The sequence below is a fragment of the Delftia sp. 60 genome, from assembly GCF_002754395.1.
GTDB lineage: Bacteria > Pseudomonadota > Gammaproteobacteria > Burkholderiales > Burkholderiaceae_C > Comamonas > Comamonas acidovorans.
The window spans coordinates 3,966,393-3,990,785 of sequence record NZ_PEFD01000001.1 but is presented as its reverse complement, the minus strand read 5'-3'; the positions used below and the strand labels follow the sequence as shown (position 1 = coordinate 3,990,785).

Below are 24,393 nucleotides of genomic sequence, written 5' to 3'. Positions count from 1 at the left end.
CAGCCCGCTCAGGCCCAGGATTCTTGATGAACGAAGGCCGGTCACCTCTGGGTGGCCGGCCTTTTTGCACGCAGCCATCAATAGAACGCATAGCTTGCGCGTCCGTCGGCATTGGCCTGGAAAGGCTGGCGTGGAGATACTTTTTGCACTGGGGAATGTCGGCGCTGTGCGCTCCGAATGCAGGCCGTCACCCAGTTTTCCAAGAAAAGAACCTGGCCTGGGCGCAAAGCGCCTGCCAGGGCAAAGAGACAACCTGCTCCGACAAGGACTTGTATGAAAGATATCCGCAAGACGATGGACGAGGGCGCCATGGCGCCGTTCCAGTGGCTGGCCGTGGCCATTTGCATCCTGCTCATCATGCTGGACGGCTTCGATGTGCTGGTGATGGCCTTCACCGCCTCGGCCGTCGCTGCCGAATGGAAGCTCAACGGGGCGCAGCTGGGCGTGCTGTTCAGCGCCGGTCTGATCGGCATGGCCCTGGGCTCGCTGTTCCTGGCGCCCGTGGCCGACCGCCGTGGCCGGCAACCCATCATCGTGCTGTGCCTGGTGCTGGTGTCCGTGGGCATGCTGCTGTCTGCGGCAGCGCGCAGCCATGTCGAGCTGGCAGCCCTGCGCGCCATGACGGGCGTGGGCATTGGCGGCATGCTGGCCAGCGTGGGGGTGATCACCTCTGAGTATTCATCGAACAAATGGCGCAGCACGGCGATTGCGCTGCAGGCCACGGGCTATCCGATTGGCGCCACGCTGGGCGGACTCATGGCCGCCTGGCTGCTGACACACCATGGTTGGCGCTCGGTCTTTGTGTTCGGCGGCCTGGCCACGGCGCTGATGGTGCCCATCGTGCTGTGGCGCCTGCCGGAGTCGGTGGATTTCCTGATGGGCCGTCGCCCGGCGCGTGCGCTGGAAAAGCTCAACCGCCTGATGGCACTCATGGGGCAACCCGCCATGCTGCAGTTGCCCGCGCAAGCCGGCGGTGACGTCCAGCAGGGCAATACCGTGGCCGACCTGTTCAAGAACGGCCTGGCGCGCCCCACGCTCATGCTCTGGGCCGGCTTCTTCCTGCTGATGTTCAGCGTCTACTTTTCCCTGAGCTGGACGCCCAAGCTGCTGGTGCAGGCCGGCCTGTCGGCACAGCAGAGCGTGACGGGCGGCGTGCTGCTCAACCTGGGCGGCATTGCCGGCGGCAGCCTGTTCGGCCTGCTGGCGGTCAAGGCCAAGCTGCGGCATCTGGCCATGGGCAGCCTGCTGCTGAATGCCTTGTTCACCGCGCTGTTCGGCCTGGCCTCGGCCAGCCTGGGCTGGGCGTTCGCCGCAGCGGTGGGCGTGGGCGTGTTCCTGTTCGCCTCCATGGCCGGGCTGTACGGGTTGGTGCCGGCCACCTATCCGGCCCAGGTGCGCGCCACCGGCATGGGCTGGGCCATAGGCATTGGGCGCATAGGCGCCATCGTGGCGCCCACCATGGCTGGCCTGCTGCTGGACGGCGGTTGGCAGCCTGCCTCGCTGTACTACGTCTTTGCCTTGCCGCTGATTGCCGCTGCGCTGGCCGTGTGGGCCACGGGCGCCGGCCGCACCCTGGCGCCGGGGGGTGGCGCGCTGCGAGCGCCTGGTGCTTGATCCTTGAACCCCTATCCGTAAGCACGCGCCCGAGCGCTCAAGCGCTCAAGCGCAGGAGAAACACTTCCATGGCATTGGACAAACCCTATCTCGACGTACCGGGAACCACGGTCTTCGACGCCGAGCAATCCCGCCAGGGCTACTGGCTCAACCAGTTCTGCATGTCGCTGATGAAGGCCGAGAACCGCGAGCGCTTTCGGGCTGACGAGCGCGCCTATCTGGGCGAATGGGCCATGACGGCCGAGCAAAGACAGGCCGTGCTGGACCGCGACCTGAACCGCTGCATTGCGCTGGGCGGAAACATCTACTTCCTCGTGAAGATCGGCGCCACCGACGGCGTCAGCGTGCAGAACATGGTCTCGACCATGAGCGGCATGAGCGAGGAGGACTACCGCCAGATGATGCTGGGCGGCGGACGCAGCATCGAAGGAAACCGCTACCTGCATGAGCAGGAACGACAAGACAAAGGCATCTGATGGCACGCATCACCGCATCCGTCTACACCTCGCATGTGCCCGCCATCGGCGCGGCCATGGACCTGGGCAAGGCGGGCGACCCCTATTGGCAGCCGCTGTTCAAGGGCTTCGAGCACTCGCGCCAATGGCTCAAGGACAACAAGCCCGACGTGATCTTCCTGGTCTACAACGACCACGCGACCGCGTTCAGCCTGGACTTCATCCCGACGTTTGCCATCGGCACGGCCGCTGAATACCAGCCCGCCGACGAAGGCTGGGGCCCGCGCCCCGTGCCCAAGGTCGTCGGTCATCCCGAGCTGGCCAGCCACATCGCGCAGTCGGTGATACAGCAGGACTTCGACCTGACCATCGTCAACAAGATGGACGTGGACCACGGCCTGACCGTGCCGCTGTCGCTGATGTGCGGCCAGCAGGACGCGCGCACGGGCGCCTGGCCCTGCCCGGTGATTCCGTTTGTCGTCAACGTGGTGCAGTACCCCGTGCCGTCGGGCCAGCGCTGCTTCAACCTGGGCCGTGCCATCCGCCGCGCCGTGGAAAGCTTCGATGAAGACCTGAACGTGCAGATCTGGGGCACGGGCGGCATGAGCCACCAGTTGCAGGGCGCGCGCGCCGGCCTGATCAACAAGGAGTGGGACAGCCGCTTCCTGGACCTGCTGATCGAGAACCCGGCCGGCCTGGCCAAGATGCCGCATATCGACTACGTGCGCGAGGCCGGCTCCGAAGGCATCGAGCTGGTGATGTGGCTGATCGCGCGCGGCGCCATGGCCGATGTGGATGGCCCGGCGCCGCTGCCCAAGGTCAACCACCGCTTCTACCATGTGCCGGCATCGAACACCGCTGTCGGCCACCTCATTCTGGAGAACGCAGCATGAGCCGGCCTTGCGTGGTACTTCTGCCCGGCCTGCTTTGCGACGAGACGGTCTGGCACGAGCAGCAGGCGGCCCTGTCCTTTGCCGGTGCTGCCGAGTGCATTGTTCCGTCCTATGGCGCGGCGGCCACCATCGAAGACATGGCGCGCCTTGTGCTGGACTGCGTGGCGGCCGAGCGGTTTTCGCTGGTGGGCCATTCCATGGCGGGCGCGTGGCCCTGGCCATTGCCGGCATGGCGCCCCAGCGTGTGGAGCGGCTGGCCTTGCTGGACACCGGCATGGACCCCATCGCCCCGGGCGAGGCCGGCGAGAGCGAGCGCGCCAAGCGCATGGCGCTCTTGCAGATCGCCCGGCACAGCGGCATGCGCGAGATGGGCCTGCAATGGGCGCGCGGCATGGTGCATCCCGACCGGCTTGATACGCCACTGTTTGGCGAGGTGCTCGACATGGTGGCGCGCTTCACGCCCGAGGTGTTTGCTGCGCAGATCAATGCCTTGCTGAACCGCCCCGATGCGGGCGATGTGCTCCGGCAACTGCGCTGCCCGACCCTGCTGGCCTGCGGTCGCCAGGATGCCTGGAGCCCGCTGTCACGCCATGAGCGCATGCAGGCCCTGTGCCCGGGCGCCGAGCTGGTGGTGATCGAGGACAGCGGCCACATGAGCACCATGGAGCAGCCGCAGCAGGTGTCGAGGGCACTGCTCGACTGGATGGGGCGCTGAGGGAGCGCTGCGCTCAGGCTAGGCCGGCAGCTCGCCCACGGCCCGCCGGCAGGCCTGCATGAACAGCTCCAGGTCCTGCGATGCCGTGCTCAGCGCACGCGTGGCCAGCCCGATGCGCCTGCGTGTGGAAGGCAGGTCCACGGGCACGATGGACAACTGCCCGCCGTGGTCATCCTGCAGGGCCTGTCCGCGCGAGGCCAGGGCCAGCCGGCCCGTCTGCAGCACAAAGGCCAGCGTCATGGTCGGGCTGCTGGCGCGCAGGCTGGCGCGCGGCGGCTCCAGGCCCTGGCTGCGGAACAGCTGGACCATGGCGCGATCGGCCGGCGTGCCGGGCAGGGGCGAGACCCAGGGCCATTGCAGCAAGTCCTCCAGAACCAGCTGGCCGCGGTCCAGGCAGGCATGGCCGGCCGGTGCCACCACCACCAGGTCATCGTCGAACAGGTGCAGCTGGCGTACCTCATCGGAGGGCATGTCGGCGCGCAGGGCGCCGGCGATGGCGTCGATGTCGGCGCTCAGCAGGTGCTGCACCAGGCTCTCGTAGGTGCCGTCCACGATGCTGACCTCGATGTCCGGGTGGCTGGCGGCCAGGCTGTCGACCGCGCGTGGCAGGAAGATTCCCACCGACAGCGGCAGCACGCCGACCACCACGCGCCCCCGGATCTCGCCGCGCCAGGCGGAAATATCGCTGTCCATGCCGCGCACCTCGGCCAGGGCCAGCTTGACACGGCGCAGCAGCGCTTCGCCGGACGGCGTCAGCCGCGTGCCGAAGGCCAGCTTGTAGAACAGCTGCATGCCCAGACTGGTTTCCAGCCCCTGCAGCGCCGCATGCACGGCGGGCTGCGTCAGGCCCAGCCACTGCGCGGCCAGGGATTCGCTGCCGCAGTCGGCAATGGCCATGAGGGCGCGCAGCTGGCCCGCAGGCACGGTCTCGGCAAAACGCTCGGGCAGGGGAGGGCGCCTGGCCGCCAGCGTGGCGGCGGCCTGGGCGTCGGCCGCGCCGCTGCCCAGGTGCTGGAGCATGGCTTCGATGCGGGCGGCCAGCTGGCTGCCCAGCGGGGTCGGCATCATGCCGCGCGTCCCCCGCATGAACAGCGGCAGGCCACAGGCCTCTTCCAGTTGCAGCACCGAGCGCGCCACGGCTGGCTGAGAAAGATGCATAGCCTGGGCGGCCCGCGTGGTGCTGCCGTGGCGCACCACGCCCAGCATGGCGCGCATGGCCCGCAAATGGCCTGCCAACTCGGGAAAACGCGAGGGATTGCTGGTGGCCGGGCCGGTCCAGGGGGCAAGGTAAAGGTTCATGGAAAGGCGCTGAACGGCACGTTGGAAAACCGTGTTTTGATTGTCCCATAAGAAAAACGCATTGATGGCCGGGGCTCCGGCATTGGCCGGATCGATGCCGGCGTGGAATGCTTGGGGCCTGATCAAGACAGCCCATCGCAGGCTGCGAATTCCGGGGAGACAAGAAACATGAACCATGAAATCGACCGGCTGCTGGCCCGCCAGGCCTGCCTGGACCTGGTGCTGCGCGCTGCTGCTTTTGCGGATGCCGGTGATGCCCAGGCCCTGGCGCTGCTGTTTGCCGAAGACGGCCAGCTGCAACGGCCCGGCGGCGAGGTGCTGGGCGGGCGCGCAGCCATCGCCGCCGCGTACTCCCGGCGTCCCGCGGGCCGCATGACCCGGCATCTGGTCACCAACACGCTGGTGGAACTGCAAGGCCCGGACCGCGCCAGCGCGCGCAGCCAGGTGCTGCTGTGGTCCTGCGACGAGGCCGATGCCATCACGCCGCACGGCCGCCCGGCCCAACCGCGCCAGCTCGTTGGCGAGTTCGATGACGCCTTTGGCCGCAGTCCCCAAGGCCATTGGCTGATCACGCGCCGCGTGGCGCGCTTCGTCATGTACCGGGACCTCCCGGGCACCTGAAGCGCAGGGCGATCAGCCACTTCTCCGCTCCATTTCCCCGCACCCGCCACTGCAGCCCTATCCGAGGCGCAGCGTTGCGGCGTGCCGATTCCACGACGACAACGACAGGAGACAAAAGCATGAAACGCACTCTCAAGAGCATTCCCCAACCCCCAGCCAGGCGCCCACTGCGGGCTTGTCTGGCCCGCCTCGCCCCGCTCGCCATGCTGGCAGCAGCAGGCGGCGCCCAGGCCCAGACAGCCTCATCGGTCACGCTGTACGGCCATCTGGACACCGGCATCGAGCACCTGACGAATGTGCAAGGCGGCGGATCGCTGACGCGCATGCCCGGCCTCACGGGAACGGCACCGTCGCGCTGGGGGCTGCGCGGGAGCGAGGATCTGGGCGGCGGCCTGAGCGCCGTCTTTGCGCTGGAGTCAGGCTTTGGCCCGGATGCCGGCACCTTCAACCAGGGAGGGCGGGGTTTCGGGCGCCAGGCCTGGGTGGGACTGTCCGGAGGCTGGGGCAGCGTCTCGCTGGGGCGCAACTACACCATGCTGTACTGGGCGCTGTTCGACGCCGACCTGCTGGGTCCCAACGCCTTCGGTCTGAGCAGCCTGGACAGCTACATCCCCAACACGCGCACCGACAACTCCCTGGCCTACCGGGGGCGCTTCGGCGCCTGGAGCCTGGGTGCGGCCTACAGCCTGGGACGCGATGCCGTCAACGCCGGCCCCAGCCCGGCCGGCACCAACTGCGCCGGCGAATCGGCCACGGACAGGCAGGCCTGCCGCCAGTGGTCCGCCATGCTGAAGTACGACACCACGCCCTGGGGCTTTGCACTGGCCGTGGACGAGATGCGCGGCGGCGCCGGCGCATTTGCAGGGCTGACGCGCTCGGACCTGAAGGACCGCCGCATCATGCTCAACGGCTATGCCGCGCTGTCACCCACCATCAAGCTGGGCGCCGGTCTCATGCGCCGCGACAACGACGCGGCCCAGGTGGCCTCGGCCAGCAACGGCGCCACGCCGCGCAGCACCCTGGCATGGGGCGGCCTGTCCTGGTCCCCCAGCGCCGCCGTCGTGGTCGATGGTCAGCTGCAGCAACTGCGCTATGCCCAGGGCGGCGACCGCTCCACCCTGCTGGCCCTGCGCGCCACCTACAAATTCTCCAAGCGCACGGCGGTCTATGCCCAGGCCGCGCGCATTGACAACGGACAGCGCCTGGCCATCTCGGTCAGCTCGGCCGCAGCCGGCGGCAGCCCGCTGGCGGGCGCGTCGCAGACCGGCCTGATGCTGGGCCTGCGCCACTCGTTCTGAAACCGAAGGCCAGGCCGGCCGCATCCAATGCGACGCCTGGAGCGTGTGATCACCAGCGCGAAGAGCCGACGCGCGGGCACTTGAAAGTGCACACCACGCTCTAGATCTGTACAGCGCGGCCGATGAACTGAATGGGCCCTGTCGGGCGTCCGATCGGGGAGCCGCCTTCTGGCTCCAGGGTGAGCTCGAAAAGCTGATTCGGCTGCAGAGGTGGCAACTGGTCTACCGGCACTTCGATGGCTTCGCCCGGTTTGACCAGACCCAGGGACACCGGCGCTTTCCAGCCGTCGGCCTTGGTCCAGAACTGCAGGGATTTTTCCGCCGGAATGGCATCCTTGCCCAGTGGCACAAGGCGCAGACGGCCTTCAGACTGGGCCTGGACCACCCACCCGGGGGCCTGATTCTGCGGCGCTGCCAGCACGACGAAGTAGCGCGGGGCAGCCGGCGGTGATGCCTCTCGCACCACCAGCACAGCCGCGAGCAGTGCTGCAGCTGCAAAGCCGCCACCCGCCAAGCCGCGCCAAAGGGCGAGGCTATCCCAGTGCCACCAGGCACCACGCTGTGCGCGGACCGCTGGCCGGGCCGGCTTGACGCTGGCCGCGATGCGCTGCCACAGCGTTGCGGAGGGCTCAATGGGGGGAGCCAGCTGAACCAGCGGCAGGAGCCGTTGCTCCCATGCCTGCACGGCCGTGCGCAACGCAGGCTCGTAGGGCAGACGGGATTCGATGGAGCGGCGCTGGGCTGCATTGAGGGTGCCCAATACGTACTCGCCGGCCTGCATCTGGAGATCGTCCGGGGAGCCGCCATCCGTCGACTCTGAGGGATTGGGGTGGGTGTCGCCACTCATTGCATGCACTCTCTCAGGGCACGCAGTCCGCGTTGAACCCAGGCCTTGACCGTACCAAGCGGTGCCTGCACACGCGCCGCAATTTCGCTGTGGCTGCAGCCGTCCACGTAGGCGTGCAACAGGCAGGTGCGGCGCTCGGGCTCCAGCCGGTCGAGGCAATCGCCAAGACGACCCAGCGTCGCCTGCCGCTCCCATTCACTGCCGCCTTCCTTCCAGGCCGAAAGTGCGGCCTGGGCGTCATGCGCTTCATGGGCCGTTTCATCCAGCACGGTTTCGCGTGCGCCATCCCGTACACGGTTGAGGGCGGCGTGCCGCACCACGCTGTAGATCCACCCTCGACCACTTCCGCGATTGCCGTCGAAGGTGGATGAGCGGTTCCAGATGGAGACAAACGCATCGTGCAGCACGTCTTCCGCAGCGGCGCGATCGCGGACGATGCGCAGTGCCACGCCGAGGAGAAAGCGCGCCTCGGCCTCATAAATCCGCTGCAAAGCATCTCGTTCGCCGCGTGCACATGCATGCAATGCTGCGTCATGGTCGAAAGCTTCGTTGTTCTGGGAGGCAGCGGGCGGCACGAATTGGAGCGAAGGGGGCGTTGCGGGAAATCCTTCGTCCAGTGTATCCGCGCCGCTGCGGGCTCTTACATGGGCTTCCAGAAGATGTAGTCGGCCTGGTACTTCACGGTGGTCTTCTGGCCCTTGTTGGCGGCCATGCAGGGCTTGTCAGCCGGCGCCACTCCGCCCTGGAGCGCCACGCGCTGGATGTAGCTCACACCCTCCAGTGCGCCGCTGCCCATGGCCGGGTTTGCCTTCACCAGCTGGTAAGGCAGATTGCCTGCGCCGGACGGCGCCACAGCCAGCTGGGTGGCGGTGAGTTTGGAGCCGTCGTTGGCCTCCCAGGTTGCGGGGGGGCCGTAGTAGCGGCCCACTTGTTTGCCCATGCGGTCCTTCAGCACAGCATCGGGTCCCACAAAGACCCATTCCGTCTGGCCAGGCGCGTTGGCCTTGTCGCGGCATTCGTAGGTGATGTCACCGCTGCCTACGGTTTCCCACGCGACCTTGTTCCCTGCAGGAACCTGGATGGGGGCGGGCAGCGATGCCTGGGAGAAAGTGCTGGCCGGCTTGTGCATCGAGCCACAGGCAGCGAGCAGGGCCGCTGTGGCTACAGCGAAAGAAACGGCGGCGGTGCGGGATGCGGAACGAGAGGTCAACATTGCAATTCTCCAAACGGTTTTGTGAAGGGGACTGAAGCAGCGCCTTTTTTGGGCTGCTGCTGGTACTACCCGCCATCGCATCGTTTGGATGCACCCCATGCAAAAATATTTTCGAGAAATGCCGGCGCCAGACTCCATCACAAGCGCAGATTCATGCGGGCATAGACTCCGCGCCCATCGGCGGGCGAGTGATTTGCGGGTCGGGACGATCCTCGAAACGAATGTCGCGCGGCCCATAGAGCATCGTCGCTTTCATCATTTGCCTCCTGATCTGCTGGCAAGTTGCCGATTCAGCGCTTCTTGCGCGCGCCGTGCCGTGTCGGCGTCGACGCGATCGGCCAGCACCTGGCTGAGTTGGCGCAACTGATCAGCCGTGAGGCCCGTGTTCAAGCTGATGCCCATGTGGGACTGCAGTTGAGACTCGGCGCCAGGCAGTGCAGACAGCATGCTCACAGTGGCCAGCTCGCGGCTTTGCCAGTCGAGGTTGTCGCGCTCGAAGATGTCCCCGAAGAGATGCGTCTTGAGGTAGTCATCGATGGCGGGAGCGAAGTCGAACAGCGGTCCCTTGACCGGCGCGCCCGCCAGCTTGGTCTGGTTGGCCGTGCCCGCGGCCAGCAGCGCGTCACCCTTCGGAATGGCGCGGCTGGGCGGATGACCGGGGGCGTCCTGGATGCCGCGCTGCTTGCGCGCTTCCAGTACCTTCATCAGTTCGCCCAGCGCATTGAGGCTGCGCGGGAAGCCCGCGTATGCGTAAAGCTGCACGAGGATTTCCTTGGTGTCACTGACCGTCAGGCCTGCGTCCAGCCCTTGATTCAGAGCCGTATTCAGTTTGGCGATGTCACCTGCCGCAGCGAAGGCTCCGATGGGAACGATGGCCTGCTGCCGGGCCGACAGGGTTGCGGATGCAGTGGATGCACTGACCATATCTCTGGACTCCTGCGTGTTCGGGGCGGCTTGGCAAAGCACTGTCGCCATGCCCACGACGATGATGGCCATTGCCCTGGCCATGGGGCGCCTTTCATCGCGCATGCTTGCCCTCGTATTGGTCATCCGTGACTTTCTCCACCCAGTCCACATTCTTGCCATCCACCGTGCCCGTGACCGTCAGGTAAGTCACGGCGGTCTTCGGCGCAGCGCCGTGCCAGTGTTTGACGCCTGGCGGGCACCAGATCGCATCGCCGGGGCGAACCATCTGAAGGGGCTTGCCCCATTCCTGGACGAGCCCGACGCCCGAACTCACCACCAGGCGCTGTCCGTGGGGGTGGGTGTGCCAGGCCGAGCGGGCACCGGGCTCAAAGGTGACCATCGCGCCGCTGGCGTTGATGTTCTTGTTGGCCGGCCACAGCGGGTCAATCCGCGCCCGGCCGGTGAAGGTCTCGGCAGGACCGGAGATCGAGGCTTGGCTTCCTGCAAGCACGATCTCCTGCTGGGCGGGCGCCGATGAGGCGCTCTCGGCCTGGGGGGCGGCAACAGCAGCGGTCGCGGCCTGTAGGGTGGCGGCGGTCAAGAAAACTTTGAAGAATGGGATTCGCATAAAGGAACTTTCCTTGTAGAGACAGGCCTATCGCCGTCCCCTCTCGCTGGGCCGACCACATGGGCCGGCGCATCGATCCTCGCAGGTGACACGCCGCTGAGCCCCTTGGGCGAGTCGCTTGCCAGTAACACCTGACAGGGGCGTCTGGAGGCGCGGGATTGACGAAAGGACGTTGCGAGCGCTCATTCAATCGAATGAGCGTTCCTATCGAATTTAGTTGGAACAACTTCGCGCGAGTAGGCGCCAGAAACTACATGCGGCTATAAATGGCGCTCATGAATCCCATCGCTCCGCCCGCAATCGGAGCAGCCTAGCGGCGGTAGCGCAATGCCTCGACGATCAGCGACAGTGCGGGCGACGATTGGCGCCGGCTGACGAAGAAGATGTGGAGCCCAGGAAAGGTCGGGCACCAGTCCTTGAGCACGCTTTGAAGTCGGCCTCTCTTGATATGTGGGCGTGCCAGTTCTTCTGGCATGTACGCCAGGCCGAATCCCGCCAGCGCGGCGTCGATAACCGGGTAGATGCCATTGAATGTCCACGAACCCTCGACCCGTACCTGCAGGTGTCGTTGGCCCTTCCTGAGTTCCCAGGCATACACCCCGCCACGCATGGAAAAGCGCATTCTGATGCACTCATGCTCGGTCAGGTCCGATGGTGCCTTGGGCAAGGGTCGTCCTTCCAGATAGGACGGCGCCCCCACGATCACCATGCGAATGTCTTTCGAAATCCGAACCGCCGTCATGTCGTTGGTGATTTGATCGCCGAAACGAACACCGGCGTCGAAGCGCTCCGCCACGATGTCGGTCAGTCCCGGCTCGGTCGCGATCTCGATCTTGACGTCGGGATACTTCGGTTGGAGCTTGGAGAGCTTGGGCCAGAGGATGGTGTTCGCCGCGAAATCAGACGCGGTGATGCGTACGGTTCCTGCGGGCTTGTCGCGAAGCTCCTCGAATGCAGCCAGTTCGTCGGCGATCGCCTCGTACCGGGGGGCCACTCGCTGGATCAGCCGTTCGCCTGCCTCCGTCGGCGATACGCTGCGGGTCGTGCGGGTCAGCAAACGCAGCCCGAGCCGCGCTTCCAACGCGCGAATGGTATGGCTGAGTGCAGATTGCGATACGCCCAACTGGGCCGCCGCGCGGGTGAAGCTGCGCTCGCGCGCAACCGCGAGAAAGGCCAGGATGTCGCGAAAGTTCTCCCCAGACATACAAGTACTCCGCAGCTATGGCCTGTAGCGCAAGGCGTCGACCAGCAAGGTCATTGCGCGTGAAGGCTGGCGCCGGTTCGGATAGTAGAGATGGAACCCGGGCCACACCGGGCACCAGTCCTCCAGTACCGAGACGAGTTGCCCCTTTGACACCAAGGGACGAACCATGTCTTCCGGCAGGTACGCCAGTCCGAAGCCAGCCTTGACCGCCTCGAAAATGTCATAGGCGTTATTGAAGGTGACCGCTCCATCCACCCGTGCATTCACGGTGCGCTTGCCCTTGGCGAACTCCCATTCGTAGAGGCCTCCGTAGGTGGACGTGCGCAGGTTGATGCAAACGTGATCGGTGAGGTCGCGCGGCGTCTTGGGTGGCCGGCACCCTGCGAAATAGGACTTCGATCCCACCACCATGTTGCGGACGTCCGGGCCGATCCGCACTGAAATCATGTCCTGGGCCAGTTCCTGGCCGAACCTCACGCCGGCGTCGTAGCCGCGCGCAACGATATCGACGCTCTCGTACTCGTTGACCAGCTCGACCTTGATCTTGGGGTACTTCGGCAGGAACTTCGCCAGCTTGGGCCACAGCGTGTTTCGGATGGCGTAGTCGATGGCAGTGATGCGGATCGTTCCCATGGGCTCGTCCCGAAGCTCGCCGAGCGACTGGATTTCGGCCTCGATTTCGTCGAACTCCGGTGCGAGGCGATCCAGCAGCCGCTGGCCCGCCTCGGTAGGAGACACGCCCCGCGTGCTGCGCGTGAGAAGGCGAACGCCCAGCTTCTCCTCCAACGTCCGGATGGTGTAGCTCAGGGCGGGCTGTGTGACCCGAAGCTGGGCTGCCGCGCGCGTGAAGCTGCGAGCGCGCGCTACGGCGATGAAGGCCAGCAGGTCGCTGAAGTTGTCGCGCGACATTGATGAACTTCCTTTATAGGACGGGCTGTATTTTACAGGCGTCGTCTGACTTTGCTCGAAAACCGACTGTGTTTGATGCCTCCATTCATGAGTTCAGCTTATGGGGGTATGCGGATTCTGTCGTCTATTCAATGTCGGGCACGAGGCCTAAAGTTCAGCATCAGCCAAGAAGGGCAGGCATCCTGCCCCAAAAGCCAGGCCCTGCAAGCGAGCACTGAGGCTCCGCACAAGCATCCGCCCCAGCCGTCATGGGCCTCTCGCATGGGTTGCCCGATTGAATGATTCGGATGAGCGTCAGCATGGCGCTGAACGTCACGACCGGCGGAATTGGGAACGCTTGGTGCAGGCTGGATCGTCGCGTCGCTATACGGCGCTTTTTGTCCTCTGAATAGTGAAGGAGCAGATCCGATGAACGAGAAAATTTCCTCCAGCCGACGCGACCTGCTGAAGGCAGGCGCAACGGTCGGCGCAGCCGTATATGCCACGCCTCTCATGATGGGAACGGCCGTCGCACAGCAAGCCACAACGACTTCATCGGGGAGCAATGCCATGGACCTACCCAACATCACCAAGCAGCGAACCCTTGGTTCAGACGACTTCCGCATGGAGGTCTCCGCCTTGGGCTTCGGCGTCATGGGCATGAACTACAACCGCGGCTACCACCCTGATCGCAAGGCCATGATCGAGTTGCTGCATCAGGCGGCCGAGCGCGGTGTCACGCTGTTCGACACCGCCCAAGTCTATGGTCCGCTCATCAACGAAGAGCTTGCCGGTGAAGGGCTGTACCCGTTCCGGGGCAAGGTGAACGTGACCACCAAGTTCGGCCACCGCATCGTTGACGGCAAGTACTTCGAGGGCGAGTTGGACAGTACGCCCCAGAACATCCGGCGTGTCGCAGAGGAATCGCTCAAGCGCCTGCGGGTCGAGACCATCGAGCTGTTCTATCAGCACCGACTCGACCCCGCTGTGCCGATCGAGGACGTCGCGGGCACCGTCAAGGATTTGATCCGGGAAGGCAAGGTCAGGCGCTTTGGGCTTTGCGAGGTCAATGCGCAGACGATCCGCCGCGCCCATGCCGTGCAGCCGGTGACCGCTGTGCAGAGCGAATACCACCTGATGTGGCGCGGCCAGGAAAAAGAGGTGTTTCCGGTGCTCCAGGAATTGGGGATCGGCTTCGTGCCTTACAGCCCGCTCAACCGAGGATTCCTTGGCGGCGGCATCACCGAGTACACGCGCTTTGATTCCGGCAATGACAACCGCAACACGCTGCCACGTTTCACGCCGCAAGCCATCCGGGCGAATCTGGCAGTGGTGGAAGTGCTCAACACGTTCGGCAGAACCCGGGGCCTCACCTCCGCGCAGGTGGCACTGGCCTGGATGATGGCCAAGGCCCCGTGGATCGTGCCGATTCCCGGCACCACCAAGCTGGCCCATCTGGACGAGAACCTGCACACCGCCGAGGTGATGCTGACTCCGGCCGAAGTGCAGGAGCTGGAGGCCGCCGTCTCCAAGATTCAGATCGTGGGTGATCGGTATCCGGCGGCGCAGCAAAAGCAGGTCCAAGGCTGATTGCTGAATGTTCGATAGGGAATCACTGACATGAGGCCATTGCTCATCGCCCTGTGCATCCAGGCGCTATCGGTGTGCGCCGCCCCGGCGGCCCTGGCGCAGGACGCGACCGGCACCGTGTGGCGCGAGGCCCGCGTGCTGCCGGTCGGGCGCGACCTCTACGTGTTCACCACGAACCGGTCGCCGAGAGGGGAGGGTCCCTCGAAGGACCGATTGTTGCGACTGTCGCTGAGGCGATGACATGAAGCGCCGGAACCTGCTGGCACTCGCGCTTGCCAGCCCCGTGGCCTTCTCCGTGGCACGCGCTCAAACGCTGTCGTCCGGCGACTATCGCCAGATGCAGGTGGGGCGCGACGAACCTATCCTGGAGCCCGATATCCCCATCATCGACGCGCACCACCACCTGGTCGACCGGCCCGGGCTGCGCTACATGATCGATGACTACCTGGCGGACGCGCGCGCCGGCCATCGGGTTGTCGCTTCGGTGTACGTGGAGACCTTGGCTTTTGCGAGGACGGACGGCCCCGAAGTGCTGCGCCCGCTCGGCGAGATCGAGTTCGCCAACGGCATCGGCGCGATGTGCGACAGCGGCCGCTATGGCTGCCGCGGCTGCGCCGCCATCGTGGGCCACGCCGACCTGCGGCTGGGCGACCAGGTGGCCGAACTACTGGACCGGGCGATGGAGCGCGCACCGGACCGTTTCCGCGGTGTGCGCCAAGTCACCATCGAAGACCCATCCGAGGCGCCATACCGCTTCATTCCGACCCGGCCGCCGAGCGGCGTGATGAAGAGCGCGGGATTTCGCCCGGCCTTCGCCCACCTCGCCAGACGCGGTCTGAGCTTCGACGCGGCGGTTTTCCATCACCAGTTGCCGGAGGTGATCGCGCTGGCGGATGCGTTCCCCGACACCACCATCGTGCTGAACCACTGCGGCCATGCGATGGCGATGGACCTGGATGCACCCGCAAGGGAACGAGTGTTCCGCGAGTACCGCCGGCTGATGACCGAGGCGGCCCGGCGCCCGAACATCCACTGCAAGGTGGGTGGCCTGGGCATGCCTTTCTGGGGCTTCCGGCTCGAGGAGCGCAAGGCCCCCATCGGATATCGCGAGCTGGCGGCGGCCTGGCGCCCCTATGTGGAAACCGCCATCGAGGCGTTCGGCGCCGACCGTTGCCTGATGGAAAGCAACTACCCCCCGGACGGTCGATCCGCGGGCTTCGTGCCCCTGTGGAACGCACTGAAGTACATCGTCCGGTCGGCTTCGGCCGATGAGAAGGCTGCGCTGTTCCTCGGCACGGCCGCGAAGGTCTATCGCATGCGCGTGTCGGTTGCGCAGGCCGGGAAATCTCCAAGCACGTAGGCCCAGGGACGAGGCTCCCGGGAGCAGCTCCAAACGCAGCGCACCCAGGTGCCGGACCCATTTCGTCGCCCCATCTTTATCAAGAGCACATCTCCAACAGAGGAACTGACATCATGAAAATCTCCTTCGAAAACCAAGTGGCACTTGTCACCGGCGCAGCGTCGGGCATCGGTTTGGCGACTGCTAAGGCCTTCGCGCAGGCCGGTGCGTCCGTTGCGCTGGCGGATGTGAACGGCGACGGCGCACGTGCCGCTGCCGACGAGCTGGTGGCGGCCGGGTACAAGGCCATGGGCATCCGCTGCGACGTGGCCGATCTGGGCGAGGTCGAGGCGATGGTCAAGGAAACCGTCTCTGCCTTCGGCCGCCTGGACGTGGCCTTCAACAACGCCGGCATCCAGAACGCGCTCGCGGAGACCGCCGACGCCACGGTCGAGGACTTCGACCGTGTGAACTCGGTCAATCTGCGCGGCATTTGGGCGTGCATGAAGTACGAACTGCAGCATATGCGCCAGCAAGGAAACGGCGCCATCGTCAATTGCTCGTCGCTGGGCGGGCTCGTGGGCGGTGCCGAGCGTGGCACCTACCATGCGGCAAAGCACGGCGTGCTCGGGCTGACCAAGAGCGCGGCGTTGGAATACGCCACGCGCAACATCCGCGTCAATGCCGTGTGCCCGGGCTTGATCTGGACCCCGATGGCCGAACAAATGGTGGCCGCCGGCCAGAAGGAAGCACTCGACGCCATGCTCCCCGGTATCCCCATGCAGCGGCACGGACGCGCCGAAGAGATTGCCGACGCCGTGCTGTGGCTGTGCAGCTCGGCTTCCAGCTATGTGACCGGCCAATCCATCTCGGTGGACGGCGGGCTCATCATGCGCTGATTGCGATTTCCGTTGGCCCAGGTGTTTTCGCACGAGAACAAGTATCCGGCACCCATGCAAGGCAGATTGGTCCTGCGGCAAAAACGCAAGGATGAGGCCGGGGAGGGCGGGGCCTCACCGCAGGCCGTGCAGCTGCAGATTCCTGCGGCAGGTTCTGGTGGCAAGGAGGATGTGGCAGGCCATGCGCCCGAAGCTGCAGCAGTACCAGCCAGTGATCGCGCGCCTGCAGCCGCAGCTGCACCCAAGGCGCCCAGCACAGCCTACCGCCCAGATCTTTTCATCCGAAACTGCCGCAATACCCACTGAGGCGGCCATGACACGCACGCCTGTTTCCGCGGCAACGAAGCGCCATATGAGCGTAGCTGCGGAGTTTCGGAGCCTGAGCGACGAGCTCGACGACTTGCCCCCGGTCGTGGCGCATTCCAGGACGGAGCCGCAGGCTTCACTCGTGAGATCAAGTTCAACGAAACGGGGGGCAGCCGTGCAACCAGACCAACATCGTCGTGTTCGAGATTTACTCGTGCGGCGATGTCAAAGGCCGTCTGTCGTGCGTGGTTCTGGTGGAGTCTGGTCTGGAGTGGCTTGCGCAATCCTCATCAGGTGTTCTGAAAGCGTAGCGGTGGAGTCAACGAAGAAACTTCTGAACATAACGTCCGCATAGTTGGTGAATGCTGTCGATATGAGTCGCTTTAAAGCTCACTTTTCTGGCCGTCATTTGATGGATACGATGTATATTATGTTAAATCACAAACGCAGATAACGGCCTGAAAACCAAGGCAAAGCACTCCTCCAGTGCCTTGCCTGCTTCGTTTTCAGCTGTTCAGGACGGTTTCCAGGCCTTCAAGCTCCTGCTTCAGCAAAAGCGCGGTTTCCTGTGGCTCGAACTGGCGCTGCAGCAGCGGGATGGTGAAGACGTAGCTTGCATCGTGTACGCCTTGGGTTTCATCGCGGCGCAGGACGTAGGCCAGTTGCAGGCGCGCCAGGGACCTGCGCAGGGCCTGGGCCTGGCCGGTGGCGCCGTGCGACTGGACCAGGGCGTCGAGTGCGGTCAGGCTGGTCTGTCCTTGCTGGGCCGTGTGATAGACGGCGATGCGGTCCAGGCGGCAGGCCTGTTCGTCGGTGCTCAAGCGGCCCCATCCCACCAGCGCGTCCTGCACGGGCTGTGATGCCATGGCCTGGCGCAGGTGGCGTTCTTCGATGACGCGTTCGTCGGGTCCCAGGGCTTCCAGGCATTCCTGGCAGAGGATGGCGACCAGGTTGGCGCGCCTGCCGCTGGCCTCTATCAGCCGCTCGGCCAGAGCGTCGTTGGCAAAGCCCAGGCGCAGCCTGCGCAGCGGTTCGGTGGCCAGGGCGTGGCATGCCGCTGGCTCCAATCCCCCAATGGCCAGGATTTCGCCGAAGTTGCGCAGCGGCGACTGGTAGTCGAGCAGCGCTGCCGCGTACAGATCCCAGAATCCCGCCAGCATGAACCAGCAACGGCCCTCCTCGCTCAGCGCGCGCAAGGCGCTGAGCTGGGGGTAGCCATTGCGGGCTTCGTCGCGGAAGAACAGGTCGGCCTCGTCGATCAGCAGGTACAGCCGCCTGCCCTGCGACTGCTTGTGCAGGTGTTCGATGATGGCCTCCAGCGGTGTTTCCACGGGAAGGCCGAACTGCGTGGCCAGGCGCGGCGTGAGGCGGTGGTCGCGCAGCGAGATGTAGTGGCAGGCGATGGCCGGATGCTCCTGCAGCCGCCGCTGCACGGCCTTGAGCAGGCTGCTTTTGCCGAGCTGGCGTCCTCCCACGACCAGGTAGTTGGCCGGTTCGCGGTTGAGCACGCGGGCCAGCAGGCGCTCGCGGCCAAAGAAAACGTCCTCGCGCGTTACGCCGCCGCGCGTCTGGTAGGGCGATATGCGCGTGACCTGCAACTGCGTGGCCAGCAGCCGCAGCAGCACCTGGTCCGGAGCGCCGCCCAGCAGCCATTCGGTCTGCCCCGGGCTGTCCAGCAGCACGTGCAGGTTGGCGCGGTCCTGGGCATGGCGCTGCAGCAGCGGCATGGGCGACTGCGGATGGTGCGGGCTCACGATGAGCACCACATCGCCGCCGGTTTGCAGCAGGCGCAGCTGGCGCACGAGTTCGCCCTCTTCCAGCTCCGCCGGGGGTGCATAGACCAGGCAACGGCCCAGGGCGATGGGCAGCTCGGGTGGCAGCGTCCACTCGAACATGTCGCCGGGCACGGGCCACTCGCCTTGCGCCGGTTTGCAGACGGCGGACAGGCGTTCGGCCAGGGCCCGCACGCGGGCGCCTGGGCTTGCGCCGGCAAGGCGCAGGGCCCGCTGCCAGTCCGGCGGGCGTATGCCTGCAGCGCGCAGGACGGCGGAACGGCGGCCGGTGAGCCGCAGCAGCCGGTCCAGCTGGGGCAGATGCTGGTAGGGCTTGCGGCGCAGGCGCTCGGGCTTGAGCTGTGCCGGGCCTATCAGCGGATGGCGCACCAGCCACAGCAGGGCCAGGCCGCCAAAGACCAGTGCGCTGGTCCAGATGACGCTGCGCAGCCATCCAAAGGGTTCATGCTCGGGCTGGCCCGGCGAGGGGCTGCAGTTCAGCGGCAGGTAGCGCGGCGGAGTCGGAGGCAGGCCGCCCTGGCAGCTCCAGTCCCAGCGTTGCCTGTCCAGTTGCAGCAGGACCTGGGTTCCGGCGAGCACGCCCATCTGGCTGTCGCGCACCACGTCTGCCTGCAGCACGAATGGCCTGGGCGAGCTCATGCGCACGCGCGGTTCGGCAATGTCCGGCGCCACGCTGGCCAGGTCCTGCGGCCAGCTTTCATGCTGGCGCACATAGTCCATCAGGGCCAGGCGCCACAGGATGATTTCGTTCCAGACCCGGCCCGAGCTTTCCGCGCCCTGCAGGCTGCTGCGGGTGACGGGGTTGTAGCGGGGCAGCAGGATAGCCGTGCCGATGAACAGCGTGACCAAGGCGAGCAGCGCGGCGCGCCACCAGGATCTGGGCAGTTGCACAAGCCGGCCCAGGCCGCTCATGCCTGCAGCACCGCCACGGCGGCTTCGCGGGCAATGTCGCAGCGCCAGTGCAGATGGGCGCCCTCACCTGCTCCGCGCACCTGCAGCAGATTGCCCCAGAACAGGCGCCGCAGCACGGCATCCTGCAGATAGGGGCGTGCACGGCCCAGCGATGCCGCATTCACCAGCCCGCGCAGTTGCTCGCGCGTGGCAGGTTCCTGCGCCAGGGGCAGCAAGGTCTGCCACAGGCGCGCGCTGGCCACCAGATGGGCGCGCAGCAGGGGCGAGTGCACGGAAGCGACGCCCACGCCCTGCTCCACCAGCCATTGCAGCGCTTCCTCGAAAAGCGCTGGATGCCCGCCCGTCAGCGCCTGCAATGCCTCGATGACCTCGGCCGGCCAGGCCGTGCCGGGCCAGCGCTGGCGCGCCATCAGGGCCAGGTCTTCCAGCGTGGGATCGGGCCAGTGGGCCACCTGGCCGATGTTGAGCAGCGACAGGTCACCGCTGCGGTACTTGAGGTCGGCCAGGGCCTCGCTGCCGCACAGCAGCAGGTGCAGGCGGCCGCTGTGCATTTCGCTGAGGCTGCGCAGAATGCCGGCCAGTGTCTCGCGCAGCTGCGCCGTTCCCTGCTCGAAGCGGCTGACCAGGCAAAACAGCCGGCCGCCGGCCAGCAGGCGCTTTTCCAGCAGGGCCTCGAATTCGTAGTCCGAGCCCACTTCGCCCAGCCCGCATTGCCGGCCCAGGGCCGCAAAGTAGTCGGCCGCAGCCGTGCTCACGCTGTAGGGCGGCTGGATGTGCAACACCGCCTCGGCGCCATACTGGGCGCGGGCGCGCAGCAGTAGTTCCTGGCGAAACGGGGGCTGTCCCCAGTGCGCGGGCGACAGCAGCATGGTGATGGCATAGGGCCGGGCCTGGGCCAGCTGGGCGAAAAGCCGGTCCATGAAGCCTGCAAAAGGCTGGGCGCCAGCGGCGGCGGCCTGCAGCGGAAACTCCGTGGCAAAGCCAGCGGCGGAGAACAGGCGATTGGTCTCCGCCTCCGTCAGGCGCAGGTACTGGGCGCAGGCGGCCAGCCGGTCGCGCGAGCGTGGATTGGGCAGGGAAACCCCATTCCTCCAGTTGTTGACGGCTTCCCGGCTCAGCCCTATCTCGGTGGCTACGCCCGAGGCGCTGGCGCGGATGCGGCGCATGTACAGCCCCAGCAAATGGCCGAAATCCTCGTGAACGCCTGGTGCCACGGCAGCCCCCTGTTCAATGGCGGTGGGCTGCATCAGCGACGGCTCCGCTCAGGAAAACAGCGCCTGCTGGCGCAGATCCACCCTGCCGGAGCCATGGTCCGTATCCTCATCCTGTTCACCCTCTCCTGGGATTCAACTGGTCTTGTGCAATTTGTTTCATTTTGCCAAGCGCGGATTGTCTCAGGATGCGGCATCCCCACCACCCTGCCCCGCAAACTCCCGTCGTGCGCCGGCCATGCGGTACAGCGGCAGCACCACCGCCAGCACCAATCCCAAAGCCAGCCAGAGCCACAGGCCCTTGCCTCTGAAGGCCAGGGCTGCAATGACGGTGAAGGCCACGGCCTCGCACAGCCCGCGAAAGCCGGCCCGCAGCATGAACAGCCCCACGATGCCCTGCACGGGCGATACGCCGCTCTTGCGCAGGCTGGCCATGGTGTCCAGCAGGGCCTGCACGGATTCCTGGGCCTGGCGGTCACGCTCCTGGTCCCGCTCGCGCAGCCGGGTGATGGTCATGGGCTGGGCCGGATTGGTGAGGGCTGTGCCGTCGGCGCCCTCTTCCTGGCCGGGCTGCGGATAGACCTCGCCATCCGTATCGACCAGCACCTGGCGCTCCGGGTAACGGGACAGCCAGGCGTGGTGGCTGACCCATTGGCCGGCATCGAAGTGGTAGCGCTCGCTCTCGCCCACCTGGTCGTAGAAGACATGCAGCACCGCCGCCTGCAGGCCGTGCTGGAACAGCGTCTCCAGCAATCGCCAGGGCATGCCGGCTGTGGTGCGGGTGTCAAAGCCCAGCTCCAAGTGCTGGGGATGGCCCAGGGCGCTGGCATTGGCCCAGTCGTCATCCCACAGCGCGGACCGGTCCAGGGCGGGGTCCAGCTCATGGATCCAGCGCTCGGCCTGCTCCCAGGACTGCCGGGCCAGGTACTGGCAGATCAGTTGCACGCGGCGCAGCTGCAGGGGCGTATCGAAGAAAAGATAGAGGTGATGGACGTTGCTGGACATGGTGGGCCTGAGGCGTTTGCAGGAATGCCGCGATTGTTCAATTGCAGCCGCCAGCCGGCCCTCCCAGGCCTGTCCAGCACGCGGCTGGCAGGCGCTCCCACCGGTTGACATTCTGTCCACTGCAAGAAGCGGGATGCAGGCGCTGCGGCGGCGCCCTAGACTGCGGCAATTGCCCACAGCGCCCATACCGCCAACCCCGCCCGCCATGCTCAACCTCGGTCTTTTCGACAACGAAGCTTGCGAATCCGCCCCGCCCTGCCACTGGACGCAGATGGAGCACCAGCTCGATGAGCAAGGCTGCGCGCGCCTGCCCGGCCTGCTGGATGCGCAGCAGTGCCGCGACCTGGCCGCTCTTTACGCAAGGGAGGACGGCTTTCGCTCCCGCATCGTCATGGCACGCCACGGTTTCGGGCGCGGCGAGTACCAATATTTCGACTACCCCTTGCCACCGCTGCTGCAGCGCCTGCGCGAGCAGCTGTATCTGAGCCTGGCGCCGGTGGCCAATCTCTGGAACCAGCGCATGGGGCTGGAGGTGCGCTATCCGGACCGGCTGCAGGACTTCCTGGCGCGCTGCCACGCGCAGGGCCAGTTGCGGCCCACGCCGCTCATCCTTCAATACGGTGCGGGCGACTACAACTGCCTGCACCAGGATGTCTATGGAGAGCATGTGTTTCCGCTGCAGGTGGTGCTGCTGCTGTCGCGGCCCGGGCGGGACTTCACGGGTGGCGAGTTCGTCATCACCCAGGCCGATGGAGACCGGCAGCGGGCCGATGTGATGGCACTGGACCAGGGCGATGCGCTGGTCCTGGCCGTGCGCCACCGGCCCGTGCCCGGGCGGCGCACCGGCTACCGCCGCGTGGCCATGCGCCATGGGGTCAGCCGCATCCACAGCGGCCATCGCCATACCGTGGGGCTGATCTTTCATGACGCACTTTGATGGATGGCCGGTATGAGCACGCTGGATCTTTTCGCCGATGAACAGCCTACCGGGGCCGAATCCATAGGCCCCCAATCCGTGGTGCTGCGCGGCCATGCCCTGCCCCATGCCGCGCAGTTGCTGGAGGCGGTCGAAGGCATTGCGGCGCGGGCGCCGCTGCGCCATCTGGTCACGCCGGGCGGCTTCACCATGTCGGTGGCCATGACCAACTGCGGCGCGCTGGGCTGGACCAGCGACAGGCGCGGCTACCGCTACAGCGCCATCGACCCACTCAGCGGCCAGCCCTGGCCCGCCATGCCGGCCGTGTTTGTCCGGCTGGCGGGCGAGGCGGCCGCTGCGGCGGGGTTCGAAGGCTTTGTGCCCGATGCCTGCCTCATCAACCAGTATCTGCCCGGTACCCGGCTTTCCCTGCACCAGGACCGCGACGAGCGCGACCTGGGCGCGCCCATTGTCTCGGTCTCTCTGGGCATGCCGGCCACTTTTCTGCTTGGAGGATTGGCGCGCGCGGACAGCACGGCCAGGGTGCCGCTGCAGCATGGCGACGTGGTGGTCTGGGGCGGGGTGGATCGGCTGCGTCACCACGGCGTGTTGCCGCTCAAGGACCAGCCTCACCCGCTGCTGGGCGGGCGGCGCATCAATCTCACTTTTCGCAAGGCGGGCTGAATGGTTGGACGGTCTGAAATGGACAGGCTCAACAGCCAGGATCGCTTCGCCCGCCTGGATTGGGCGCGGATTGCCGCTGAGCTCGATGCCGAAGGCCATGCACTGCTGCCGCAGCTGCTGACTGCGGACGAAAGCCGTGCCTTGGCCCGCGAGGCGGCCGCCGTGCCTGGCCTGCCGCACTCCATGCAGGCATGGCGCCCGGTGCTGTACGGGCATCTGCTGGCCCTGGCCAAACGCTGGCGCGAACACATGGGCATGCAGCCTGAGTTGCCAGGCTGCTTCGAGGATTTCATGCGTCAGGGCCGGCAAGCAGGCCAAACGCAGCCGCAGCCACAGCCACATCTGCTGCGCGTGCCGCAAGCGGGCCATGCCCCGCTGCGTTCATACAGCGAAGGTGCGGCGGTGTTTCCGCTGCAGCTGGTGCTGCTGCTGTCCCGGCCGGGCCAGGATTTCGAGGGCGGCGAATTCGTGATGACCGAGCAGCGCCCGCGCATGCAATCGCGCCCCATGGTGCTGCCGCTGGGCCTGGGGGATGCGGCCATCATCGCCACGGGGCCGCGCCCGGTGCGCGGTGCGGCAGGCTTTTACCGCGTGCATCTGCGGCATGCCATCAGCCGCGTTCACCGTGGCGAGTGGCTGGGTCTGGAGCTGCTTTTGCACGACGTGCTCCAGGCGCCCAAGGCTCTGCAAACAGACCGCTGGCTATAATGCCGCGCCTGCAAAGGCATCCGTGCAACAGGTGTCCGCATGCCAGCCATGGGGATGAAACGGGAACAAGGTGACTGCCAGCAAATGCTTTTTGCGCTGCCGGCACAGGCCTTGGCTGCCCCCGCAACGGTAAACAAGTCAAGGCGCTCCATGCCTGTCCCGCCAGTCTCCGCAACCCTGCGGAGGGGCGATGACAGGCTGTCACTGGTTCATGGCGTGGTCTGCAACATGCAGCTTTTCGCGGGTGGATTGGGAAGACGGGGCGCTGGGCGGAAGGCCTTTCCTTGCGCCGCTTGTGAGCCCGGAGACCGGCCTGCTGCGTTTCGCGCCTGCTGTGCAGGCGTTTTCTTGACTGTCTGCGGGGTGCGGATGGCAACGTCCTGCGCCCCTTCCTCCCACGCTGGCTGGAGAGGTGGCAGTGCCTTGCTTTCGCATCAGACGGTCGAAGA

23 protein-coding genes, 1 pseudogene and 1 riboswitch are annotated in these 24,393 nt (G+C 66.2%); of the genes and pseudogenes, 13 read left to right on the top strand and 11 right to left on the bottom strand.

The annotated features are described in order from the left end of the window. Positions 1-273: 273 nt before the first annotated feature. The 4 genes and pseudogenes from CLV01_RS18100 to CLV01_RS18085 all read left to right on the top strand — a co-directional run bounded on the left by CLV01_RS18100 (position 274) and on the right by CLV01_RS18085 (position 3,677). A complete protein-coding gene (locus CLV01_RS18100) occupies positions 274-1,614 on the top strand; it encodes an MFS transporter (RefSeq protein WP_099733597.1) in 1,341 nt (446 codons plus the stop codon). A 68-nt stretch (positions 1,615-1,682) separates the two neighbouring features. Beyond that, positions 1,683-2,090, top strand: coding sequence for a protocatechuate 4,5-dioxygenase subunit alpha (gene ligA / locus CLV01_RS18095; protein WP_099733598.1), 408 nt, complete (start codon positions 1,683-1,685; stop codon positions 2,088-2,090). After that, positions 2,090-2,962: a class III extradiol dioxygenase subunit beta gene (locus tag CLV01_RS18090; protein WP_099733599.1), complete on the top strand. Its 873-nt coding sequence runs from the start codon at positions 2,090-2,092 to the stop codon at positions 2,960-2,962. The genes ligA and CLV01_RS18090 overlap by 1 nt, the downstream gene beginning before the upstream one ends. Next, positions 2,959-3,677, top strand: a pseudogene (locus tag CLV01_RS18085) (alpha/beta fold hydrolase). Before CLV01_RS18090 ends, CLV01_RS18085 begins: the two are co-directional and overlap by 4 nt. 18 nt (positions 3,678-3,695) lie before the next feature. Here the strand turns inward: CLV01_RS18085 and CLV01_RS18080 are convergent. Further along, on the bottom strand, positions 3,696-4,976 hold the full coding sequence (locus tag CLV01_RS18080; RefSeq protein WP_099733601.1) for a LysR family transcriptional regulator: 1,281 nt from the start codon (positions 4,974-4,976) through the stop codon (positions 3,696-3,698). Between the two features lie 168 nt (positions 4,977-5,144). Here CLV01_RS18080 and CLV01_RS18075 point away from each other — a divergent pair, with 168 nt between their 5' ends. Continuing rightward, entirely contained in the window at positions 5,145-5,597 is a 453-nt protein-coding gene (locus tag CLV01_RS18075; RefSeq protein ID WP_099733602.1) for a nuclear transport factor 2 family protein, read from the top strand. A gap of 119 nt (positions 5,598-5,716) precedes the next feature. Further along, positions 5,717-6,895, top strand: coding sequence for a porin (locus CLV01_RS18070; RefSeq protein ID WP_099733603.1), 1,179 nt, complete (start codon positions 5,717-5,719; stop codon positions 6,893-6,895). Between the two features lie 100 nt (positions 6,896-6,995). Here CLV01_RS18070 and CLV01_RS18065 read toward each other — a convergent pair whose 3' ends face one another. From CLV01_RS18065 to CLV01_RS18035, 7 genes are all read right to left on the bottom strand, one after another. Beyond that, positions 6,996-7,742 carry an anti-sigma factor gene (locus CLV01_RS18065; RefSeq protein ID WP_099733604.1) on the bottom strand — a complete coding sequence of 249 codons (747 nt, stop codon included), beginning with the start codon at positions 7,740-7,742 and terminating at the stop codon, positions 6,996-6,998. Then, positions 7,739-8,317, bottom strand: coding sequence for a sigma-70 family RNA polymerase sigma factor (locus tag CLV01_RS18060; RefSeq protein ID WP_099733605.1), 579 nt, complete (start codon positions 8,315-8,317; stop codon positions 7,739-7,741). The genes CLV01_RS18065 and CLV01_RS18060 overlap by 4 nt, the downstream gene beginning before the upstream one ends. Positions 8,318-8,382: 65 nt before the next feature. Next, complete coding sequence (locus CLV01_RS18055; RefSeq protein ID WP_034393786.1) at positions 8,383-8,955, bottom strand: DUF3455 domain-containing protein; 573 nt, start codon at positions 8,953-8,955, stop codon at positions 8,383-8,385. A gap of 255 nt (positions 8,956-9,210) precedes the next feature. Continuing rightward, positions 9,211-9,879, bottom strand: a complete 669-nt coding sequence (locus CLV01_RS18050; protein WP_065345868.1) for a carboxymuconolactone decarboxylase family protein — start codon at positions 9,877-9,879, stop codon at positions 9,211-9,213. A gap of 94 nt (positions 9,880-9,973) precedes the next feature. Next, positions 9,974-10,489 (bottom strand): (R)-mandelonitrile lyase, encoded by a 516-nt coding sequence (locus tag CLV01_RS18045; protein WP_099733606.1) that lies wholly within the window; start codon positions 10,487-10,489, stop codon positions 9,974-9,976. A gap of 310 nt (positions 10,490-10,799) precedes the next feature. Next, entirely contained in the window at positions 10,800-11,693 is an 894-nt protein-coding gene (locus tag CLV01_RS18040) for a LysR family transcriptional regulator (protein ID WP_099733607.1), read from the bottom strand. Between the two features lie 15 nt (positions 11,694-11,708). Further along, positions 11,709-12,602, bottom strand: coding sequence for a LysR family transcriptional regulator (locus CLV01_RS18035; RefSeq protein ID WP_099733608.1), 894 nt, complete (start codon positions 12,600-12,602; stop codon positions 11,709-11,711). Between the two features lie 408 nt (positions 12,603-13,010). Here CLV01_RS18035 and CLV01_RS18030 point away from each other — a divergent pair, with 408 nt between their 5' ends. The 4 genes from CLV01_RS18030 (at position 13,011) to CLV01_RS18015 (ending at position 16,409) form a co-directional block, all read left to right on the top strand. Continuing rightward, positions 13,011-14,171 carry an aldo/keto reductase gene (locus CLV01_RS18030; RefSeq protein WP_099733609.1) on the top strand — a complete coding sequence of 387 codons (1,161 nt, stop codon included), beginning with the start codon at positions 13,011-13,013 and terminating at the stop codon, positions 14,169-14,171. A gap of 30 nt (positions 14,172-14,201) precedes the next feature. Then, on the top strand, positions 14,202-14,411 hold the full coding sequence (locus tag CLV01_RS18025; RefSeq protein ID WP_099733610.1) for a hypothetical protein: 210 nt from the start codon (positions 14,202-14,204) through the stop codon (positions 14,409-14,411). Between the two features lies 1 nt (position 14,412). Continuing rightward, positions 14,413-15,531 (top strand): amidohydrolase family protein, encoded by a 1,119-nt coding sequence (locus CLV01_RS18020; RefSeq protein WP_099733611.1) that lies wholly within the window; start codon positions 14,413-14,415, stop codon positions 15,529-15,531. Between the two features lie 113 nt (positions 15,532-15,644). Next, positions 15,645-16,409, top strand: a complete 765-nt coding sequence (locus CLV01_RS18015) for an SDR family NAD(P)-dependent oxidoreductase (protein WP_099733612.1) — start codon at positions 15,645-15,647, stop codon at positions 16,407-16,409. Between the two features lie 812 nt (positions 16,410-17,221). On the opposite strand, the gene CLV01_RS18010 is transcribed toward CLV01_RS18015, so the two are convergent. From CLV01_RS18010 to CLV01_RS18000, 3 genes are all read right to left on the bottom strand, one after another. Next, entirely contained in the window at positions 17,222-19,420 is a 2,199-nt protein-coding gene (locus tag CLV01_RS18010) for an AAA family ATPase (protein ID WP_099733613.1), read from the bottom strand. Next, entirely contained in the window at positions 19,417-20,634 is a 1,218-nt protein-coding gene (locus tag CLV01_RS18005; protein WP_257221375.1) for a hypothetical protein, read from the bottom strand. The genes CLV01_RS18010 and CLV01_RS18005 overlap by 4 nt, the downstream gene beginning before the upstream one ends. Positions 20,635-20,814: 180 nt before the next feature. Further along, positions 20,815-21,636, bottom strand: a complete 822-nt coding sequence (locus tag CLV01_RS18000; RefSeq protein WP_071955937.1) for a hypothetical protein — start codon at positions 21,634-21,636, stop codon at positions 20,815-20,817. A gap of 205 nt (positions 21,637-21,841) precedes the next feature. Between CLV01_RS18000 and CLV01_RS17995 the strand changes: the two genes are divergently transcribed. The 3 genes from CLV01_RS17995 to CLV01_RS17985 are packed head-to-tail and all read left to right on the top strand — an operon-like array spanning position 21,842 to position 23,944. Further along, a complete protein-coding gene (locus CLV01_RS17995) occupies positions 21,842-22,573 on the top strand; it encodes a 2OG-Fe(II) oxygenase (protein ID WP_099733615.1) in 732 nt (243 codons plus the stop codon). A 12-nt stretch (positions 22,574-22,585) separates the two neighbouring features. After that, positions 22,586-23,236 (top strand): DNA oxidative demethylase AlkB, encoded by a 651-nt coding sequence (gene alkB, locus CLV01_RS17990; RefSeq protein ID WP_099733616.1) that lies wholly within the window; start codon positions 22,586-22,588, stop codon positions 23,234-23,236. 18 nt (positions 23,237-23,254) lie between these two features. Next, positions 23,255-23,944: a 2OG-Fe(II) oxygenase gene (locus CLV01_RS17985; RefSeq protein WP_099733617.1), complete on the top strand. Its 690-nt coding sequence runs from the start codon at positions 23,255-23,257 to the stop codon at positions 23,942-23,944. Between the two features lie 12 nt (positions 23,945-23,956). Next, positions 23,957-24,275: riboswitch (cobalamin riboswitch) on the top strand. The last annotated feature ends 118 nt before the right edge of the window (positions 24,276-24,393 follow it).

Excerpts from the sequence above, each read along its gene's own strand:
- CLV01_RS18045 (WP_099733606.1), bottom strand. The coding sequence starts at position 10,489 with ATGCGAATCCCATTCTTCAAAGTTTTCTTGACCGCCGCCACCCTACAG.
- CLV01_RS18070 (WP_099733603.1), top strand. The coding sequence starts at position 5,717 with ATGAAACGCACTCTCAAGAGCATTCCCCAACCCCCAGCCAGGCGCCCA.
- CLV01_RS18055 (WP_034393786.1), bottom strand. The coding sequence starts at position 8,955 with ATGTTGACCTCTCGTTCCGCATCCCGCACCGCCGCCGTTTCTTTCGCT.
- CLV01_RS18015 (WP_099733612.1), top strand. The coding sequence starts at position 15,645 with ATGAAAATCTCCTTCGAAAACCAAGTGGCACTTGTCACCGGCGCAGCG.
- CLV01_RS18030 (WP_099733609.1), top strand. The coding sequence starts at position 13,011 with ATGAACGAGAAAATTTCCTCCAGCCGACGCGACCTGCTGAAGGCAGGC.
- ligA (WP_099733598.1), top strand. The coding sequence starts at position 1,683 with ATGGCATTGGACAAACCCTATCTCGACGTACCGGGAACCACGGTCTTC.
- CLV01_RS18035 (WP_099733608.1), bottom strand. The coding sequence starts at position 12,602 with ATGTCGCGCGACAACTTCAGCGACCTGCTGGCCTTCATCGCCGTAGCG.
- CLV01_RS18065 (WP_099733604.1), bottom strand. The coding sequence starts at position 7,742 with ATGAGTGGCGACACCCACCCCAATCCCTCAGAGTCGACGGATGGCGGC.
- CLV01_RS17985 (WP_099733617.1), top strand. The coding sequence starts at position 23,255 with ATGGACAGGCTCAACAGCCAGGATCGCTTCGCCCGCCTGGATTGGGCG.
- CLV01_RS18080 (WP_099733601.1), bottom strand. The coding sequence starts at position 4,976 with ATGAACCTTTACCTTGCCCCCTGGACCGGCCCGGCCACCAGCAATCCC.
- CLV01_RS18025 (WP_099733610.1), top strand. The coding sequence starts at position 14,202 with ATGAGGCCATTGCTCATCGCCCTGTGCATCCAGGCGCTATCGGTGTGC.
- CLV01_RS18100 (WP_099733597.1), top strand. The coding sequence starts at position 274 with ATGAAAGATATCCGCAAGACGATGGACGAGGGCGCCATGGCGCCGTTC.
- CLV01_RS18090 (WP_099733599.1), top strand. The coding sequence starts at position 2,090 with ATGGCACGCATCACCGCATCCGTCTACACCTCGCATGTGCCCGCCATC.
- CLV01_RS18000 (WP_071955937.1), bottom strand. The coding sequence starts at position 21,636 with ATGTCCAGCAACGTCCATCACCTCTATCTTTTCTTCGATACGCCCCTG.
- CLV01_RS18040 (WP_099733607.1), bottom strand. The coding sequence starts at position 11,693 with ATGTCTGGGGAGAACTTTCGCGACATCCTGGCCTTTCTCGCGGTTGCG.
- CLV01_RS17995 (WP_099733615.1), top strand. The coding sequence starts at position 21,842 with ATGCTCAACCTCGGTCTTTTCGACAACGAAGCTTGCGAATCCGCCCCG.
- alkB (WP_099733616.1), top strand. The coding sequence starts at position 22,586 with ATGAGCACGCTGGATCTTTTCGCCGATGAACAGCCTACCGGGGCCGAA.
- CLV01_RS18020 (WP_099733611.1), top strand. The coding sequence starts at position 14,413 with ATGAAGCGCCGGAACCTGCTGGCACTCGCGCTTGCCAGCCCCGTGGCC.
- CLV01_RS18010 (WP_099733613.1), bottom strand. The coding sequence starts at position 19,420 with ATGAGCGGCCTGGGCCGGCTTGTGCAACTGCCCAGATCCTGGTGGCGC.
- CLV01_RS18075 (WP_099733602.1), top strand. The coding sequence starts at position 5,145 with ATGAACCATGAAATCGACCGGCTGCTGGCCCGCCAGGCCTGCCTGGAC.
- CLV01_RS18050 (WP_065345868.1), bottom strand. The coding sequence starts at position 9,879 with ATGGTCAGTGCATCCACTGCATCCGCAACCCTGTCGGCCCGGCAGCAG.